Source organism: Spirulina subsalsa CS-330, from assembly GCF_028330765.1.
Lineage (GTDB): Bacteria > Cyanobacteriota > Cyanobacteriia > Cyanobacteriales > Spirulinaceae > Spirulina > Spirulina subsalsa_A.
The window spans coordinates 1-16,276 of record NZ_JAQMTY010000268.1 but is presented as its reverse complement, the minus strand read 5'-3'; the positions used below and the strand labels follow the sequence as shown (position 1 = coordinate 16,276).

The following is a 16,276-nucleotide window of genomic DNA, read 5'->3' as shown; positions in this document are numbered from 1 at the left end:
TTTTGATAGGCTAGTTCTGTTTCAACTTCTGCTTTGGTTTGCCGCCACATCAAGTAGAAAAATAAGCCACTTAAGACGCAAAGAAAGCCTAGGTAGCACAAGAATAAAATTTGGATGGGTCGTCCTAATTTTTTGTTGTATGTATTTTGTTTCGACACCATGGTTTAGAAATTGTGCTGGATACGGTCAATCAACACCTTAAAAAGTAGAGCCTGGCTTCCCAGTACCAATCAACTGATTGCCTTGATCTTAAATCAATCTTGTTTTTTGTCGGTGTAATTTACAGCACGTTTCCCTGGAGAAATGGCTGGTTTATGGCTGAGTTTCCAGATTAATCGGGGTGCGAGATGGCGATCGCAAGAGTGGACGGAGGCGTTTGAGTTGAGTTTGGAGATGGGCTGTGTTGGGGGCGTGGGAGCCGTAGTACCACTGCAAGTAGGCTTGGGTAATTTCGTCAATGATAGTGCAGAGGTCTGGGGGGTAGTGCGATCGCAGGTGGTCTGCATATTCGTGGGGGGTTTGACTGGGGTGCTTGGGGGGATGGAGGGCGGTGCGATCGCCGGCGGCATCGAGGAGGAGGATCATTTGTCGATAGATTCGCTCCATCGGGGGTAGCGTCCGGAGACGTTGCTGTTGCCACCAGCGTCGCCCCTGTTGTCCGATCAGCCAGACGAAGAGACCAAACCCGGCGAGGCTAATACTCCCGAACAAGAACCCGATCGCACTGTTTGACATTACTTGCCACAGTGCTGCGATCACCTCCACGGCAACGCCGACGGTGACACTCCAGAGGACAGCGATCGCCCCCACCACGGGAGACGGCAGCCAACCGGCGAGCCAATTCCAAAACTGCCGCAACACGCCAAAGGTTTCCACTTCTTCGATGGAGGGGGGAATAATTTCATGGCCCGGTAGGGGGTCAAAACTATACCAGCCATGCTCTGGAAAATAGACTTCGGTGAGGGCAAAAGCATCGGTATTGCGCACGACGTAGAAGCCGGTGAAGGGGTTAAATTGACCGGGGCCAAACCCGGCACTTAAGCGGGCAGGGATGCCGAGCGATCGCAGCATCAGGGTTAACACCGTCGAGAAGTGGTCCGGATAGCCGCCGCCGTTGCGGAAAAACATTTCCGTCAGGTCTTCGCCGGGAAAGGCGAGGCCGTCGGGGTTGACGCTGTATTGCTGTTTGAGTTCTTGGGCGAGAAAGAGGGCAATTTCGTAGGGATTTTCGGGGCGGGTTTTGGCTTCACTGAGGAGGGCTTCGGCATTGAGGCGGAGGGAATCCAGTTGTTCGGGGGGGACTTGGAGATAGTATTTGCGGATCGTGTCGGGGTAGTTCGTCCCGGCTTGGCCGAGGGCGGTGCGATCGCGGCGTGGCACGTCAGAAATCGCGGTGTAGGTTAATTCTTCCGTGAGGGGAATGGGGGCGCGGAGGCCGCCTTCCGGGTCAAAGGCAATTTCTGGCGTGGGAAAGTAAAGGGTTTGGGGATGGGTGAGGACGGGGATCAGGTTGGGCATGGGGGCGGTGATCGTGAAGGTTTGGATCACCTGTTGGGAAAGTTTGGGGCCGTTCGGGATGCCCATGTAGAAACGGTAAGACCAGGCGGGGCGTTCAACGGTGATGAGTTGCTCGTCTCGTGACACATCCCAGCCGCTGCCGGTGTAGCGGTCAAAGGCGAGGACACGCCAAAAACCGGGAGCTTGCGATCGCACCCGCATCACCACTTTCGGCGTGAGGGTTTGCTTGCCTCGCCCCAGTTGATCCATCTGACGACTGAAGCCGTAATACATCGTCGTTTCTTCGGCTCCGGCGGCTCCCTCCGTGCCCGAAGCGTCATCCCCCTCGGCAGCGCTGCCGTCCGCCGTGCCTGGATTGAGGATGCCGCGATTGTCCGCCCCAAAGCGTTGATTTTCAAAGGCGATGGAACTGGACACCGGCAGGGTTTGCAGTTGGTAGCCGGGAAAACGGGGCATCAGGGCAAAGGCTGCCAGACCCAACAGGAGGGTTACGCCAAAAAAGCCGCCCCATTGCCGCAGGGAGAGGGGCAAGGGGAGGCGGAATTGCGGCGCGGCGGTTCCAGATTTTGCGGAGCGGTTGGGACGGAAGCCCGCGATCGCCCCCCCAGAAAAGCCTAACCGAGAGCGATAGTCGAGGATCAAAATGGGAAAGGCGATCGCTAAAAACACCACAATAAACGGCCCAAACAGCAGGGTTTCGCTCAAGGTTCCCGCCACCCCGATCAGGATCAAACCAATCACCATCGAATAGCCCAAATCCTTACGACGCGGCAGATCGAAGCTGTGCAAAACTTGCAGTTGAATCAACAATTGCGCCAACACCAACCGCGTATCATTCAAATTCGCCAGCAAATTCCCCAAAAACGACATCAACGCCGCCAGCATGGCGATCGCCAGTAAAAACTTCACCGTAATATTCCGATGCTTGCGACGCACCCAACTCCATCCCGTCCCGGCAAAACTGAGGGGAATCGCCCACACACTCATCTGTGTAGACGCAGCCACATCCGTCGCCACAATCCCCACCACCACCAACACCTGCACAAAAATGCGGAGGGTCAAAGACTCCTCCGTTTCTGGGCGTGGGAGATTCATCAAACGCTGTGGCAGTGAACCCACCACAGGAATCCGGCGGAACAGGGATGAAAGTTGCATAACAGTACGGTTCAAGCGAGAAGAGCAGAGAATGTCATGGGTGCGAACCTAGTTCAAGATTTCAGGCACGCATTCCACTACCACATCAAGAGCACGGATTCCAGAGGCAACGAGATCAAGGCGATCGAGTGGCTTACCCATTATCTTAAAGGGTCTTTTGAAATCCCTCTGTCCCGGAAATTAAATCGGCGGGGCAGGATCGCACTGCCATATTTTGAGGATGTCTCCTATAATGAGCACGTCTAAGCACGTCCATAGGTACGTCGTCTTTCGCTCTTCTGGATTTTTTTTGCGCCCATGTTGCATTCTCCTTCCGACGACCCGAATATTGCAGAGGCGTTGCCCCCATCCCCTCGGTTTAAAATTCCCCCGATTTTGCTTTGGGGAGGTGCGTGGCTTGTGGCCTTGTCGGTGACGGTGTCGGCAACCATGAGCCTTTTAAGTCCGGGACGCTTAGAGCCTGACCCGATTCTGTTGCCGGAACCCGTGGAGGTGAATCCGGCCGATCGCACCTTGGGCGAAGATGATGCCGCCTTAGAGGTGGTTCCTGAGATAGAACCTAGCCCCGAACCTGTCCCCCTACCCGTTCCGGCTGCGGATCAAGAGCCGAGTAACGTACCGCCATCCCCGGCCCCTGAAGCACCATCGGGGTCATCGTGGTTTTCGCTGCGGCTGTTGGTGTTGTTAACGGTGGGCTGTGCGACCACGTCGTTTGTGGTAACGTTGATTTTGCGATCGCTCTCCTCCCTTCCCGCTACCCCCCCTCGACCGCTGCCCTCGGCTCGTGTTACCCCTTTGCCCCCCTCGCGATCGCCCCAATTTCACCCCCACACCTCTCCCTTCACTGTGGCCGCGACCCCGAAACCCGTCGCCGCTCGCCTACCCCAGCAGCCCCGCGTCACCGTCCTCGCCCCCGAAGAACTGACCCCCCTCGATGAAATGCCCCTACCGCCGGGCGACAGCCTCGATCTTGCGGATCAACTCGATATTCGCCGCCATTACAGTTTGTCTGCCCTGATTCACGACTCGGAGTCTTAAATGTTAAATGCCTTTTGGAATTGGCTCAAACGGCTTTGGCAACGGCTCACCGGACGACGAACTTCCCCCCCACCTGCTCCTGTTCCCCCAACCCCCACAGCACCCCAACCCCTCAGCGCCACCGATTACGAATTCCTCTTTACCCAACTCCTCGAAGGGGTATCCCACGGCTGGACTGCGCCGCGCATCGAAAAGTTTTTCGACCAAGTGAGCGATCGCACCACCCTCACGGATTGGGTCAATTGGCTCTTGGGCTTTGGTCAGAGTGCGATCGCTTCCCCCCATCCCAACCTTGAACTCGCCCGCCGCCTCGATCTCCTCGCCCGTCAAACCCAAAATATCCCCAACATTTCCGAAATCGGAGCCGTCTCCAACGCCATCTCCACCCAACTAATGCTGCGACAAAGCGGCGGTGTCGTCTGGGAATACGACGGCCCCGATCAGTAACTAAACAAGGGGCTTTAGCCCCTTGCCTGCCGTTTCGTCACAGAATAACAAGGAGCTTTAGCCCCTTGCCTGCCGTTTCGTCACAGAATAACAAGGAGCTTTAGCCCCTTGCCTGTGAGCAGGATGCTCTAAATATTGTCACCTTCATAAAATCGCTCACATTCATCCGCCGATCGCCCTAACTGCAAGCCGCCCAACAGCGTCCCCACCCGCACACAGCGGATCTTGCCTTCGAGAGGATTCCCATTCGCATTAGGCATCGACACCAACATCAACAAGCCCGTATCAGGAGATTCCCCCGCTAACGTCCCTGTTTCATCAAACGTGATCCGCTGGTTTGGCATTTGAGTCATCGGTGTTGTTGTGTTGCTAATTCTGTTGACATTCTGTGAGCCATCCCAAAGCGTGATGCTACTAGAAGTCGCTAGAGAATTTTCGTCACCGATGTTAGTCATCAGCATCACTTGATTAGGTTTAACATCAGTGGTTCGACCCTGCTCAAAGAGTCGGTTTACTTGGGCTTGGGTATTCGCATCAAAGGAGTTGACATCATTGAGAGATGCCTCATACACAGCGATTTCCGGAATACCATCAATAACCCGAAACGCGACACTGTAGGGGACTTTGCTTGATTGGGCGTTGTTGCGGGCTTCTTCGATCGCTTGCAAAATTCGACCATTAACCGCATTGACGCGGCGCTGGGAGACCCAACCGATCCAACTGGGGCCTGCGATCGCCGCCAAAATCCCGATTAACACCACCACAACTAATAGCTCAATTAGCGTGAAGCCGCGTTCTAATTGTGATTTGTTGGGTTGATTCATAACTCACCGGAATAAAGGAACTAGGCTAACGGGTCTATTGATTAATCACCCCTTCTGCATTGACTTCAACAGACGTACTGGGGAAAAAGCTACGGCGAGTGACCGTGTCCACCCATTCCCCCGGATTATTACGATTTTGAATCCGAGCGTAGGCATTCCCCCGCAAAAAGACCTTAACAATCCCTTCTTCAGCATTAATACAGCTATAAAAACTATAGGTTTGGAAGTCGGCGGGCGGGGCAGTAGGGGCAGGGCTTGGTGCAGGGTTTTGAGTTCCGTAGTAGGGGGACTGTATCCAGCCTTCTTGGGGAATTTGGGGGTTTGTCACCGGAGCGGGGCAAGCCGTGCGGGGGATGTTGGCGTTATCCGTCACGGTGGTTTGATCGATGTAGTCCACCAAGATTTGCACGGTGCTATTCGCGTCGAAGGCTTCCGGGGTAATTTGATTGTTGGTATCTTTACTGCCCGATTCCCACTGGTTCATACTGAGGCGAATGCTATCATCGAGTCCCAAATCAAATGGCACAAACCCCGGATCGCGGATGTTCCCCCCTTGGGTCGTGGTGGCATCGAGATAAGACCCATCCACCCCTTTCACCCCATCAGACAGTTCAAAGCGACCGATGCGGGCGGTGTTTGACCACACTTTATCTGCACCATTGTTGAGAATCAGGTAGTACACCACGAGAGAATAGACAAAGGTGTCATCACAGGAGGCTTCTCGATTCGCGTCGCTAGCGGTCCGACAGTTGACATTGCTGCCTTGGGCGGGGACGGCTTCACGGGCGAGGCGGCGCGTCCAGAAGGCGAGGACGGGCTGACATAAATTGGCATCGGTGCAGCCGGGGGCAGGTTTGACGGGGGGGATTTGGTCGCGGATGCCGGAGTTGGCGGGGGTGGCGTTGTTATTGGTGGTGAGGGCGATCGCATCGTAGACATAGATGGCGCGTTCGAGGTCACGGGCGATGAAGTCGGCGGCGGCTTGTAATTCTTGCTCGGAGGTGGATTTCGCTTGCTCTTTGCGATCGGTGTCGATCAGGTTGATCGCCAAACTCATCAACGGAATCATAATCAATACCGCAATAATCATCGCCACGAGCAATTCAATCAGGGTAAACCCTGCGGTTTTGCGCTGCTTGAGCCGAGCGATGAGCAAGAATTTCAGCAATCGAGCCATGGTTCTCCTGATGGATTAATTACAACTGCCAGACGCGGTACGGTTGATCCGTTTACAAAAGTCTTCATAACGAGTGCCACCAGACCCATCAATCCCCATTTCGGTGGTCATTTCCACCACGGGTAAACTCCGGCTCCCTAAACCTCCGGTGACGATGCTGGCTTGGTTCCGGGGGCCGGTGGTGCTGGTGTTGTCTGAGCTTCTCTTTAGGGTCACATCCGATTGAAAACCGTTGGCCCGATAGACACGAATCCCCAGTTGATAGCCAGCTTCGGCCCGTTGGTCGGCGGTGGGGGTGGTGGTACTGCCGAGGGGGGCTTGTTTGCCGAAGGCTTGGATGATCAGATCGCTGCTGCTGGTGTTGGTGCAGAATCCATCGTTATCTTGGTCAATGCAGTAGAGGCTGGCTTCGTTGGTGGGTGCGGGGGCGGTGCAGTAGGTGTTGTTGGTACAGGTGAGGGCGTTGCCGGTGGGGGCGGCAACGTCTGTGAGTTTGAGGGCGACGGTGTCACCGGCTCCGGTTTCGGTGATGGGTGGGTCTGCGATCGTGCCGCTTTGAACGCCGCTTAGGTAGCCCCGTGCGGATTGGATGCCAATTTCGATCCGGCGGGACTGGAGCCGGGTCGCGGCGGAGAAGGCAATGATCGGCCCAATGCCCACCAGGACAATGGCAATCACAATCACAGCGAGGAGGGATTCAACAATGGTGAATCCGGATTCGGTGGTGTGTTTTTTTGGGGGGGTGGGTTGGGTGAACATGGTTCAGGTTAGGGGCTGTTGGTGTTGCAGAAGGTGTTGGGGCGTTGGTCGCTGTTGACGGCGCGGTTATTGGTGACTGTCCCATTGGCGCGGCTGATCTGTTTGGCACAGAGGAGGGTCTGTACCCAATCATCATTCCGGCCGACTTCGCGGAAATATTCGTTGGGGTCGTCGGTGGGCGGCAGGGTGAACTGTTGGGAGAACAGATCGGGCAGTTGGGAGAGCATCCCCACATCAAAACCCCATTGGCGATCGGATGGTTCGTAGTAGGCAAAACGTCCATTCCCGGTAGGATACCGTTGCTCATTGAGAAAAACAGAACCATCATTAACGCTGAAGTTTCCTTCTGTGGGACTATTTCCGCCTGCGAGGTCATTACTATAGAGTGGCTGGAAGGGAGCGGTGGCGTAGAAGCTCCGTTGCAGTTGGATCAGGGAGCCTTTGATCTCTGTTTTTTGCCGATTGTTCACCGATCCGGGTGTCCAGTTTTCGAGCAGGCGGGGAATATTGGTAATTCCACCTGACCCTTCGTTAAACCGAACGGGGGTATCACCAGACGCTAGCACCATGTTGTAGTGGATGTTGTTGGCATAGATTCCTACTTGCGGCAACCAATTAGTTTCTTGATAGGGTTGTCCGTCATTGGGAATATCATCCGGTGTTATTGCACTTGTTACAGAGTTGATTTGGAGAATCGGCAACAACGGCGGTTGTGATTTTGTGAGGTCAGGGTTTTTGTTGTACGCATCCGCTGGGCTGCTGTATGTTGTAATGCCTCGCACTTCCCTCTCATACATTTGGTCATACACGAGAAGGCCACGAATTCCATTTTTGTAACCTGTGTCTCCATCCAAGATCGCTAAAGGATGCTCTTTCTTGTTGTAGTCGTCTTTATCACCCGTAGGAAGATTTGCAATTGAATCACCGCTAGATGTTGCATACCAGAGAACATTGTTTCGTGGCGTGCTGCTTAAAGATGTTTTGATTGCAGAAAACTTGTCGCAATATGTCTTTGTTGCTGTGTCTGAATAAGTAAACCAAATCTTACCATCATTGATGGCCGGGTTGCTTTCAGAAAATGAATAACTGTCTCTTGGAGCAGTGCCTGTCGGCTTTTGTTCATTAATAAATTGAGCATTGTAGTGGTAGCAAGCGGGCTTTTTGTTTGCCAAGGTACTACCTAAAATTGCAATAGGAATGGGTCGCTTTTTGACTCGTTTTATCTGCTCTATACTGAGCATTAAATCACCATCTTTAGGCGCAAAATATGCACCTGCATCCTTCACATAACGGAAACCTGCACTAGAGTGCTTTGAGAAATCCGGTTCAATTGTTGATGTAGTAGCAGGAGATATGGGAGGGTTTAAAACACCTACATCAAGATTTTCTATGCGAGGTGTTTTGCGTAGGAATGCGACACGGCGGGGGTAGTGTTGCCATTGTGGGCTTGGTGGTGTTTCTGTGGTTCCTGCCCAATTTTGATTAGCAGGAGTTGCGCCGTTTGAAATCGCACTGAGAGTTTTATCTAAGGTATCAGAGGCCGGAATCAGTGTTCCACTACTGTCTTGGTACGCAAACCAATCTGTGGATTTACATTGAGACACCGGGAGCTTAAGACAGGTTTCCATTAAGTACTCAAGAGGTAGTTGATCTTGAGTTAAAGGAATATTTGGATCGCCAGTGTATAAACGCCGCTGCACTGGGGTTGTAAAGTTGTTGAAATAGGTGCTATCGAGAAAGTATGGCTGACTTGTTGGTCGATTCGGTCGTGTTGCTGCGGTGCTACGTTGCGAGTAGCCGCGATCTTCAACCTGTAAACCTTCCGCAACAAATGCTGAACTTCCTGCGGGTTGGTTACTCGATAGACCATTAACCGATAGGCTGTTATCCGTTAGATAGCCTTGCAGTTCTCGGACTGTTTGAATGTCGTTGTAGTGGGTTGTGTTTGCAGTCGGACTAAGATCGTTGGGCAAACTATCAGGATTTCCAAAATTGACAGTGTTGGATGCAATGTAATCCCGCTTCATCCCCACCGTAGCGGGTAGAAATGCCTGTTGGTCAGGATCGTAATCATCGAAAAGATCATGCAGCAACTTCCTTCCACCTGGTATTGGCACATAAGGATCGCGGAATAGGTTGTCGGATTGGTTGTTCCGAATGTCGTAATCCCCTTCATTGCGGAACCCAAACCGGAACTTATCGGATAACAACGTCGCCGCATCACTCAGAATATTCGCCGGTCGCCACTTATCTCCAACCGTACAGAGAGGCAAACGACTATCAGCACGACGACAAGCAAAGTTGATATTAAGATTAGTGCGGGTGTAGAAATTACTCCAATTCGCCGTCAATGGGTTGTTGAACTCTTCATTGTCATGGATGTTGAATCCTGGCAGCGCATCACTGCCTTTCTCCTCCGCCTTGATATAAACCGGAAGGTTACTTACTAAGGTTAAGCCTTTTTCGGTTTCACCTAATTTTTCACTTTTAGGATCTCCAGGATTTTTCAAAAATAGGTTGTTATCATCGCGATTGAGCCGCTTTCCGTTGATTAGAACAATGCCATTGGGGCGACGAGTGGGATCAAGCCAGAAATCTGTGGCACTGATTTTGTCCGCCGGTTGTTGCATAAATGGTTCATTGTTGAGCAAATCTAAGGCGGGATCATTAGTAGCAGGATTGGGCTGGGCCCGCCGATTACTGGCATCGGCTAACCCATCGTCCCGTGTGGCATAGACAATGCCACTCACTGGGAACATATATTCCGTGACCGGTAAGGGGTCAGCACCATTCGGTGAAATTGTATTCGGGTTAGCGGGGCCTTGGCGCAGCTTCTTCATGTCGATCACCGTGGCCCGAATCTCCATCGGTAAACGATGCTCAAGCTGAAGATCGTATTGCGCTTGACCGGTTTTGGCTTCGCTTTGCCCTTGGGTTAAGGGTTGAGAATTATAGACTTTTTGGGTGTTCGCCGCTTGGGTCGGGTTTTTGGGTTTTTCCACGCTCTTAATCTGCCGACCGTCTAAAAAGGCGACTTCTTGGATCGTGCCGTGGGAGAGCCGGAACCCTGGCCGGGGAGTTTCGGTGATTCCGGTGGTAGGAGCCCGCAAGATTTGTAACCCGCAGAGGGTGGAATCGATCGCACTCCGCTCGGCAATGGTTAGGTCTGCGGCTCCATCGGTTCTGATTTTGTCCAACGCCTTTTTAAGCATCGGATTGACAAGCCGACCGTTGGGATACACCAAGTTTGCTTGGTATAGCATCGTGGCATCGTTCGTGAAGGCGTAGGATGTATTCGCCGGGGTGTAGACAATCCCGTTATTGGAGAAACCATAATCATAGGGATCATTCCCTCTCGCCACATCCAGTTTTTTCGTATTATCTAACTCCGCTCCATTGCCCAGAGCAATAGCACTACTGATATCTTTATTATTGACACCTGCCGCTGTCGGTAAGCCCGGACGGTTTCGTGCTGTCTTCCAATCCGTTGGGTCATAGAAATTACTCACACAAGCAATAGGTTGTTTACCATCTTCATAGCGATAGTGGTAAACCGCCGATGCCCGCATTTTCAGGTATGGACGACTGGGGGGATTTACTGTTGCAGGAAGTTCATCGTCAATATAAACAGGCTCATCCCCCTCATAACGCTCAACAAGTCCACCACGTTTAAGTTGTTGACCGCTCTCATTCAGGATGGGAGCACCAGAATTATCAACCTCAATTGAACGGTAAGGATGTTGATTGAGATAGCGCAAATTATTGGCACTGCCTGGCGGTTCCGTTGTAATGTATGAAACCTTTGGATCAGGGGGTTGGGGCATCCAATCGGGCCAGACGACATATTCCGGATTTTGAGGTACGTTAATGTTCGCGTTAGCGGGGAAGTAGATCCCGGCTCCGGTGACGACGCGCAGGCCGCCGACGGCTTCGTTTTTCTTTTCCGGGACTTTGGCGGCCATGAGTTCCCAAAATCCATCACGACCGGTAACGCCGACATCATCCAGGCGACGGGCACGGGTGAGACGGTAGCGATCGCCCTCAGCGGCGGATTGTCCACCGCCAGGAGCATACCAATATTGACCATTGAGTTGGAGGGTGTTTTCTGTTTCATCGCCGGCAAACGCCGTACCATCCCACCAGACAGCGGGGAGGTTGTTGCCAACGAGGATGCGATCGCCTAAAAATTGCTCATTTTCCACCGTGTCCGGATTCGCCTGTTGGAGTTGGTCTCGCTTCAGGGTGAGGCGAGTATCGCCATCGGCGGGGAGAATCCAAGCATTGGGAGGGCGTAATTCATCGGTGCCATTGCCCGGTAAGGGCCAATTGGCTCCAGTGATCGCCACGGCCTTCGATGAATTAAACGCCACTTCGCGGGCGGGGACTTTGCGCGTCCGGTTCCGGAACCAAATTTCAAGCTCTTCAGACCGGAGGCGATCGCGCTCACTGTCTAGCTCTGGGTTGTCCGCAACGCGATCGTCAATTTTATCTCTGACCGCCGCCGGATCATTGGCCACGGTTTGGCCTGCGATCGTAATCGAAACGAGATGGGCGATCCGGTCTTCGTAAGCCTTTGTGTTGTAGGCGATATCCACCGAGTCATTCGTCACAGACCGATTCGTCGAATTCACCTGCCCCGTGCCCACGGCATTACCAACCCCCTTAAAGAGGTCAAAATCAACCTGACCGGTGGCGTTGGCATTATCTTGAACCCGACCCATGCCCACATTCCCTTGGACAATGACTTTGCCGTTTTCTTCTTCGTAAAAACAGGAACTCGGACTACTCACTTGATAGAACCGCAGTTCAATATCATTCCGCTCCGACGCAATAAAATTACCATTGGTCAAAATCCGACCACTGATGCGGAAATCTGTCCCGGCGGTGAAGTCTAAATCATCTTCGGTCACGATCGCATTATTGCCCAAGGGAATTCGAGCGCGATCCTGTTGATATTCCAGAGCTGTAAACCCTGGATTTCCTTTGAAATTCTCGTAATTAGCTCGGTTATTGTAGGGCGCGGCATTGTACCCATCGAACAGCCCAGCCTCATTAATATCCGTAATCGGCACATTCGTCACATAGGTGAAAAACGCCTTTTTCAGCACGCCATCTTGCTCATACCAACCATCACTACCCACTAAACTTGCAGCCGTATCCGCAGCACCAGGGCAAGCCGGGTTACTTTCCGTGGCGTTTAAGACTTGGGGACGGGTGCGGGCTTCAATCGGCACACGGGCGCGATCGTTCGTGGATTGGTAATACACGCCGTAGAGGGTAAAACTGTCGAATTTCCCGTTGTTGTCCGTATCCACAGGAAAACGCCACGCGGTTTTGATAGCTTCATCATCATTGATCCCACCCCCGTCAATATCAAAGGCAACCTGTAAACGCACTTCATCTTCGAGGGTGTATTTGCTTCCCTCAAGTACCCTTGATAATTCTGGGTCGGCTGGTGTACCTCGTGGCAAACTAGAGTTGGGGTCAGCAAACAGGTTTTCCACCTTCGCTTTGGCCCGATCGATCGCGGGGGCTGCCGCATTCATCACCACTTGGCTGACGCGGAAATTACTGGCATTCTTGGCCCGATCCATCGATCGCAAGACCAGGGTTGCACTGGTTAAAACGACCACCAAGGTCACCATTGTGACTGTCGGCAAGACAAACCCGGCGGTTGTGCCGCGTTCTTGGCCCGTCATCTGGCGTAGGAGGGTTTGTAGCGATCGCACCCCGCGTTGGGGAAGACGGATCAACTCCTGCCAGAGAATTTTTAGACTTTTGAGGAGTCGTTTTAACATAGCAACGTTCCTGAGTAACGTTCGTAAAGAATGGAAATCCCCCGATCAACGTGTGATCACGGTCGATACACAGGGAGAAAACCGAGTTGGAGTAAGACTACACCGCCGATCCGGATGATTCCAGAGCAACTCGTGAATCTTTTTTTGTGCTGATGGATTAATCGGTTGAGGGGGGGCGGTACGGATCACACAGTGCGATCGCACTGTTCCACGCTGTCCCTCAACCAGGAGCACCATCCCTTGGTTAGCATACCCAGCTTCCCCCCGAAATCGATCAAGACCCAAAACGAAGGCCAGACTCCCAGCCCCGAACAAATCCACAGACGATCGGAAGTGATACAATACGGGCAGTTTTAACCTTCACTTAATTATTGACGGAGAAAGTACACCATGGATTTTGATTGGCGGCTCGTGATTGTACTTGGCCCCCTTCTCCTCGCCGCAGGCTGGGCAGGGTTCAACATTTTTGCGGCGGCACTCGGTCAAGTGCAAGGCTTTCTCAGCAAACGCTAAGGCGTAAACCCATCAAATATCGGGGGATTTGCCCTCACCCAACCCTCTCCCACGGGAGAGGGTTTTTTGCTGTTGTGGACGCACCCCCACAGGCAAGGGGCTTAAGCCCCTTGTTCCTCAGCCCCTCGCCCTGTTGGAGAGGGGTTTGGGGTGAGGGGAAAACGGGAGATTTACAAGGTTTTCCAGGCGGATAAATCGCGGCTGAGGAAGGTTTCGAGGTGGGTGATGTCGTCGCGGTAGAGGTCGATCAGGTGGGCGCGGACGGGGGTGGGGAGTTTAGCGGTTTGGATGTTGGCTTGGACGAGGGTGGCGCGGAGTTTTTGGCGTTTTTCGGGCGAAATGAAGGGTTTGAGGGTGGTGGCGATCGCACTCCGAATCGGATTATCACGGGTGGCGAGGGCATGGAGCCAGGGGCGTTTCGGGATGCCGCCGGGTCGGCCGTGGTAGTTGCGTTGGGGCGATCGCGGTTCGATGCCGAGATAGACGCAGAGGGTTTTAAAAAAGTGGTCTTTGTCGGCGATCAGGTCTTCAAAGAAAAAGATCCGCAGTTGTTCCGGGGGGAAGTGGGCTAACACGGCTTGGATCTGGGCGAAATAAAACCCCCGCTGGACAAATTGCGAGGTGCGATCGCTCAACTCCTCCGCCACCGGTCGCACATCCCCCACATTGCGCAGCCGCATACTGTAGGAGGAAAACGCCCGATTCGCCGGGTCACGCAGGATCATAAACAGTTTCACCTGGGGGCAATGGTGTTTGATAATCGCGGCGGCTTCGGGGTAGGCGTAGTAGTTGGTGGAGAGTTCGACGGTGATTTGGCCGGGGGTGCGGTGGGCGAACTGTTGGGCGTAGGCTTCCGGGGTAGCGATCGCGCCCCAGGGTTTGTGTTTCTCTCGCTCGGCGGGGGGGAGAAAATAATACAGTTCTTTGGCGTGACTGAGGCAAACGCCGGGATGATCGCGGAGGTATTCGTGGAGGGAGGTTGACCCGACTTTGGCGGCTCCGAGCATCAGAACATCGGGGAGGGAGGGCGCAACGGGGGAAGACATGGCGGGAGCGATTGAGGAGCTATTCTTTTATCTTAAACTCTCGCTCCGAAAAATTAGCCGCGATCGCCCTCCCCTTGATAGGCCCAGTAGATCGCGGCGAGGATGTGATGATCTGTGAGGGGGGTGGGGGGCGGGGTGGTGAGGTGGAGCAGGTGTTCGGCTTGGCGGGCGAGGGCTTGGCTTTTGCTGTGGCGGGCGCGGGGGCTGAGGTGGGGCGATCGCAGTAGATAGCTGCGGATGGTGGCGAACTGTTCCGGGGTGAGGCGGTCAAGATCGGCTTGGGTGCGCAGTTCGGCGGCGTAGGCTTGGACGGGGGGCGATGGCGGGGGGATGGTGGCGGTGCTGAGGGGGGCAGTTTGGACGACCAGCGTACCGGCGAGCCAATCACCGAGGCGTTTTTCCTGCTGGCCGAAAAGGATCAAGACCATGCCCAGGAAAAACAGGTCATCAATGGGGCGGAGGAGCGATCGCAGGGTGGCTTGGGGTAGCCGAGCCGGGCGGCCATTGTCCCGAATCACCCGAATTTTGACCCAGCGTTTGCCCGGTGTTTGCCCCTGCCACCCCACCTCAAAGCCGATGAAATAGCCCATGTACAGCCCAAACCCGATCACCATCCCCAGCGCGATGATCCAAAGGCGCAGGGTGTCTTCATCCCAGGGCAGTACCGCTGCGATCGCGGTGAGTCGCTCCAAACTCACCGCCCAAAAGGTCAAGAACCCCAACAGCATCGCGCCCCAAATCAGATAGTCAATCAGCAGTGCATAGATGCGGTTGCCAATGCCCGCGAGGGTAAAGGTGAGTTCAACGCTTTCGGGGGTGCGGAGGGTGATCCGATTGAGGAGGGTCATGGGGGTCAAGGGGGCGATCGCGTTACAGGGACAGGTCAATCCCCTCGCGACGGATTTTCAGATCATAATAAACAACGGCTTTTAACACTTGCCAAAATGGAATCAAGAGGATGTTGGCGATCGCCCCCACCCCTCCACTCGCCGCCACCACAGCAACGGTAAACACCGGATTCATCGGGTCTACCCAAACCATCAGAATGCCTTGTAACACGACGCTCAACACCTGGACAACACTCAGGATCGGGATGGTGACCACCGTTGCCAAGAGTAATACCAGCATCACCCGGAAGGTGTTGCCCTGGGTGAGTTGCCAACTGGTGCCGAGGGTGCGGGTGGCACTGCTCTCGGTTTCCGCGATGATGGGCACATCGTAAATGAACAACCGTGCTCCGATCCAAAAAAATAAGCTCAGGATAGCCAACAAAAACAGCCCCGTCACCCCCAGAATTGTCAAGCCAATGAGGACGGCGGTTTCTGGCTCGATGGTGGTGGTTGTGGCGAGGTTGATGAGGGAAACACCGAAGAGGGCAGCAATGAGCACCCCACCCACCAGGAAAATGAAACTCAGACCCACATAGGCCACGAAAAACAGCAAGCCTAACAAGAAGGTGGCCCCGATTAACCCCCAGAGGCGCGATCGCGCCCACCGATAGGCCGTCGGTACGGTTTCCTCCCGCTCCTGTAAGGCTTCGACAGCGAGCCGGGTAATCGCCCCGACGGCAATCAGCGATCGCCCCCAACAATAGACCGCCCCGCCCATCCAAAACGGAATGGCCCCAAACCACAGTTCCGGGGCATCGGTCGCCAGGGCTGCCATCACCCCAAACGCCCCAATCACCAACGGAATCAAAATCCAGGCGCTGGACTGAAACGACAACGAGAGATAGGGCCGCCAATGGGTGCGATAGAGCGTCACCGTGGCATTGATCACATTACCAATGCTCAAGGGGCCCGCTGTGGATTTGTGTAGATTGGGCATGACCCTGACCAAAAACGATACAACAATGGGGTAGTGAAGTTCTCCCCCGCTAATCCTACGGATATAACGGGGGCTTCTCAAACAAACAAAGAGAGTTGAACTCCCGTCGTTGCTTGAGCTTCCTGCTTCACAGGCCGACTAACGTCGAAGCCTCCACAGGCAGGCAAGATGATC

At 53.9% G+C, this 16,276-nt stretch carries 11 protein-coding genes; 3 read left to right on the top strand and 8 right to left on the bottom strand.

The features are described from left to right. Positions 1 to 312: 312 nt before the first annotated feature. On the bottom strand, positions 313 to 2,673 hold the full coding sequence (locus PN477_RS18465) for a transglutaminase TgpA family protein (RefSeq protein WP_272116580.1): 2,361 nt from the start codon (positions 2,671 to 2,673) through the stop codon (positions 313 to 315). Between the two features lie 297 nt (positions 2,674 to 2,970). On the opposite strand from PN477_RS18465, the gene PN477_RS18460 reads away from it, so the two are divergent. Both PN477_RS18460 and PN477_RS18455 read left to right on the top strand, forming a co-directional pair. Further along, entirely contained in the window at positions 2,971 to 3,711 is a 741-nt protein-coding gene (locus PN477_RS18460; protein WP_272116582.1) for a hypothetical protein, read from the top strand. Beyond that, positions 3,712 to 4,158, top strand: coding sequence for a hypothetical protein (locus PN477_RS18455; RefSeq protein WP_272116584.1), 447 nt, complete (start codon positions 3,712 to 3,714; stop codon positions 4,156 to 4,158). A 128-nt stretch (positions 4,159 to 4,286) separates the two neighbouring features. Here the strand turns inward: PN477_RS18455 and PN477_RS18450 are convergent, their stop codons facing one another. Genes PN477_RS18450 through hpsA form a run of 4 tightly spaced genes read right to left on the bottom strand, consistent with a single transcriptional unit; the run spans position 4,287 to position 12,716 of the window. After that, positions 4,287 to 4,982, bottom strand: a complete 696-nt coding sequence (locus tag PN477_RS18450) for a prepilin-type N-terminal cleavage/methylation domain-containing protein (RefSeq protein WP_272116586.1) — start codon at positions 4,980 to 4,982, stop codon at positions 4,287 to 4,289. 34 nt (positions 4,983 to 5,016) lie between these two features. Continuing rightward, the gene (gene hpsC / locus PN477_RS18445; protein ID WP_272116588.1) at positions 5,017 to 6,159 is read right to left on the bottom strand and encodes a hormogonium polysaccharide secretion pseudopilin HpsC; all 1,143 of its coding nucleotides are present in this window, start codon (positions 6,157 to 6,159) and stop codon (positions 5,017 to 5,019) included. Positions 6,160 to 6,174: 15 nt separating this feature from the next. Further along, positions 6,175 to 6,918 carry a hormogonium polysaccharide secretion pseudopilin HpsB gene (gene hpsB / locus PN477_RS18440; protein WP_272116590.1) on the bottom strand — a complete coding sequence of 248 codons (744 nt, stop codon included), beginning with the start codon at positions 6,916 to 6,918 and terminating at the stop codon, positions 6,175 to 6,177. An 8-nt stretch (positions 6,919 to 6,926) separates the two neighbouring features. Further along, on the bottom strand, positions 6,927 to 12,716 hold the full coding sequence (gene hpsA, locus PN477_RS18435) for a hormogonium polysaccharide biosynthesis protein HpsA (protein ID WP_272116592.1): 5,790 nt from the start codon (positions 12,714 to 12,716) through the stop codon (positions 6,927 to 6,929). Between the two features lie 390 nt (positions 12,717 to 13,106). Here hpsA and PN477_RS18430 point away from each other — a divergent pair, with 390 nt between their 5' ends. Continuing rightward, positions 13,107 to 13,229 carry a photosystem II protein Y gene (locus tag PN477_RS18430; RefSeq protein ID WP_072619400.1) on the top strand — a complete coding sequence of 41 codons (123 nt, stop codon included), beginning with the start codon at positions 13,107 to 13,109 and terminating at the stop codon, positions 13,227 to 13,229. A gap of 170 nt (positions 13,230 to 13,399) precedes the next feature. On the opposite strand, the gene PN477_RS18425 is transcribed toward PN477_RS18430, so the two are convergent. Genes PN477_RS18425 through PN477_RS18415 form a run of 3 tightly spaced genes read right to left on the bottom strand, consistent with a single transcriptional unit; the run spans position 13,400 to position 16,102 of the window. Further along, complete coding sequence (locus PN477_RS18425; RefSeq protein WP_272116595.1) at positions 13,400 to 14,275, bottom strand: sulfotransferase family protein; 876 nt, start codon at positions 14,273 to 14,275, stop codon at positions 13,400 to 13,402. Between the two features lie 53 nt (positions 14,276 to 14,328). Then, complete coding sequence (locus PN477_RS18420) at positions 14,329 to 15,123, bottom strand: RDD family protein (protein WP_272147537.1); 795 nt, start codon at positions 15,121 to 15,123, stop codon at positions 14,329 to 14,331. A 22-nt stretch (positions 15,124 to 15,145) separates the two neighbouring features. After that, positions 15,146 to 16,102, bottom strand: coding sequence for a hypothetical protein (locus tag PN477_RS18415; protein WP_272116599.1), 957 nt, complete (start codon positions 16,100 to 16,102; stop codon positions 15,146 to 15,148). Positions 16,103 to 16,276: the final 174 nt, after the last annotated feature.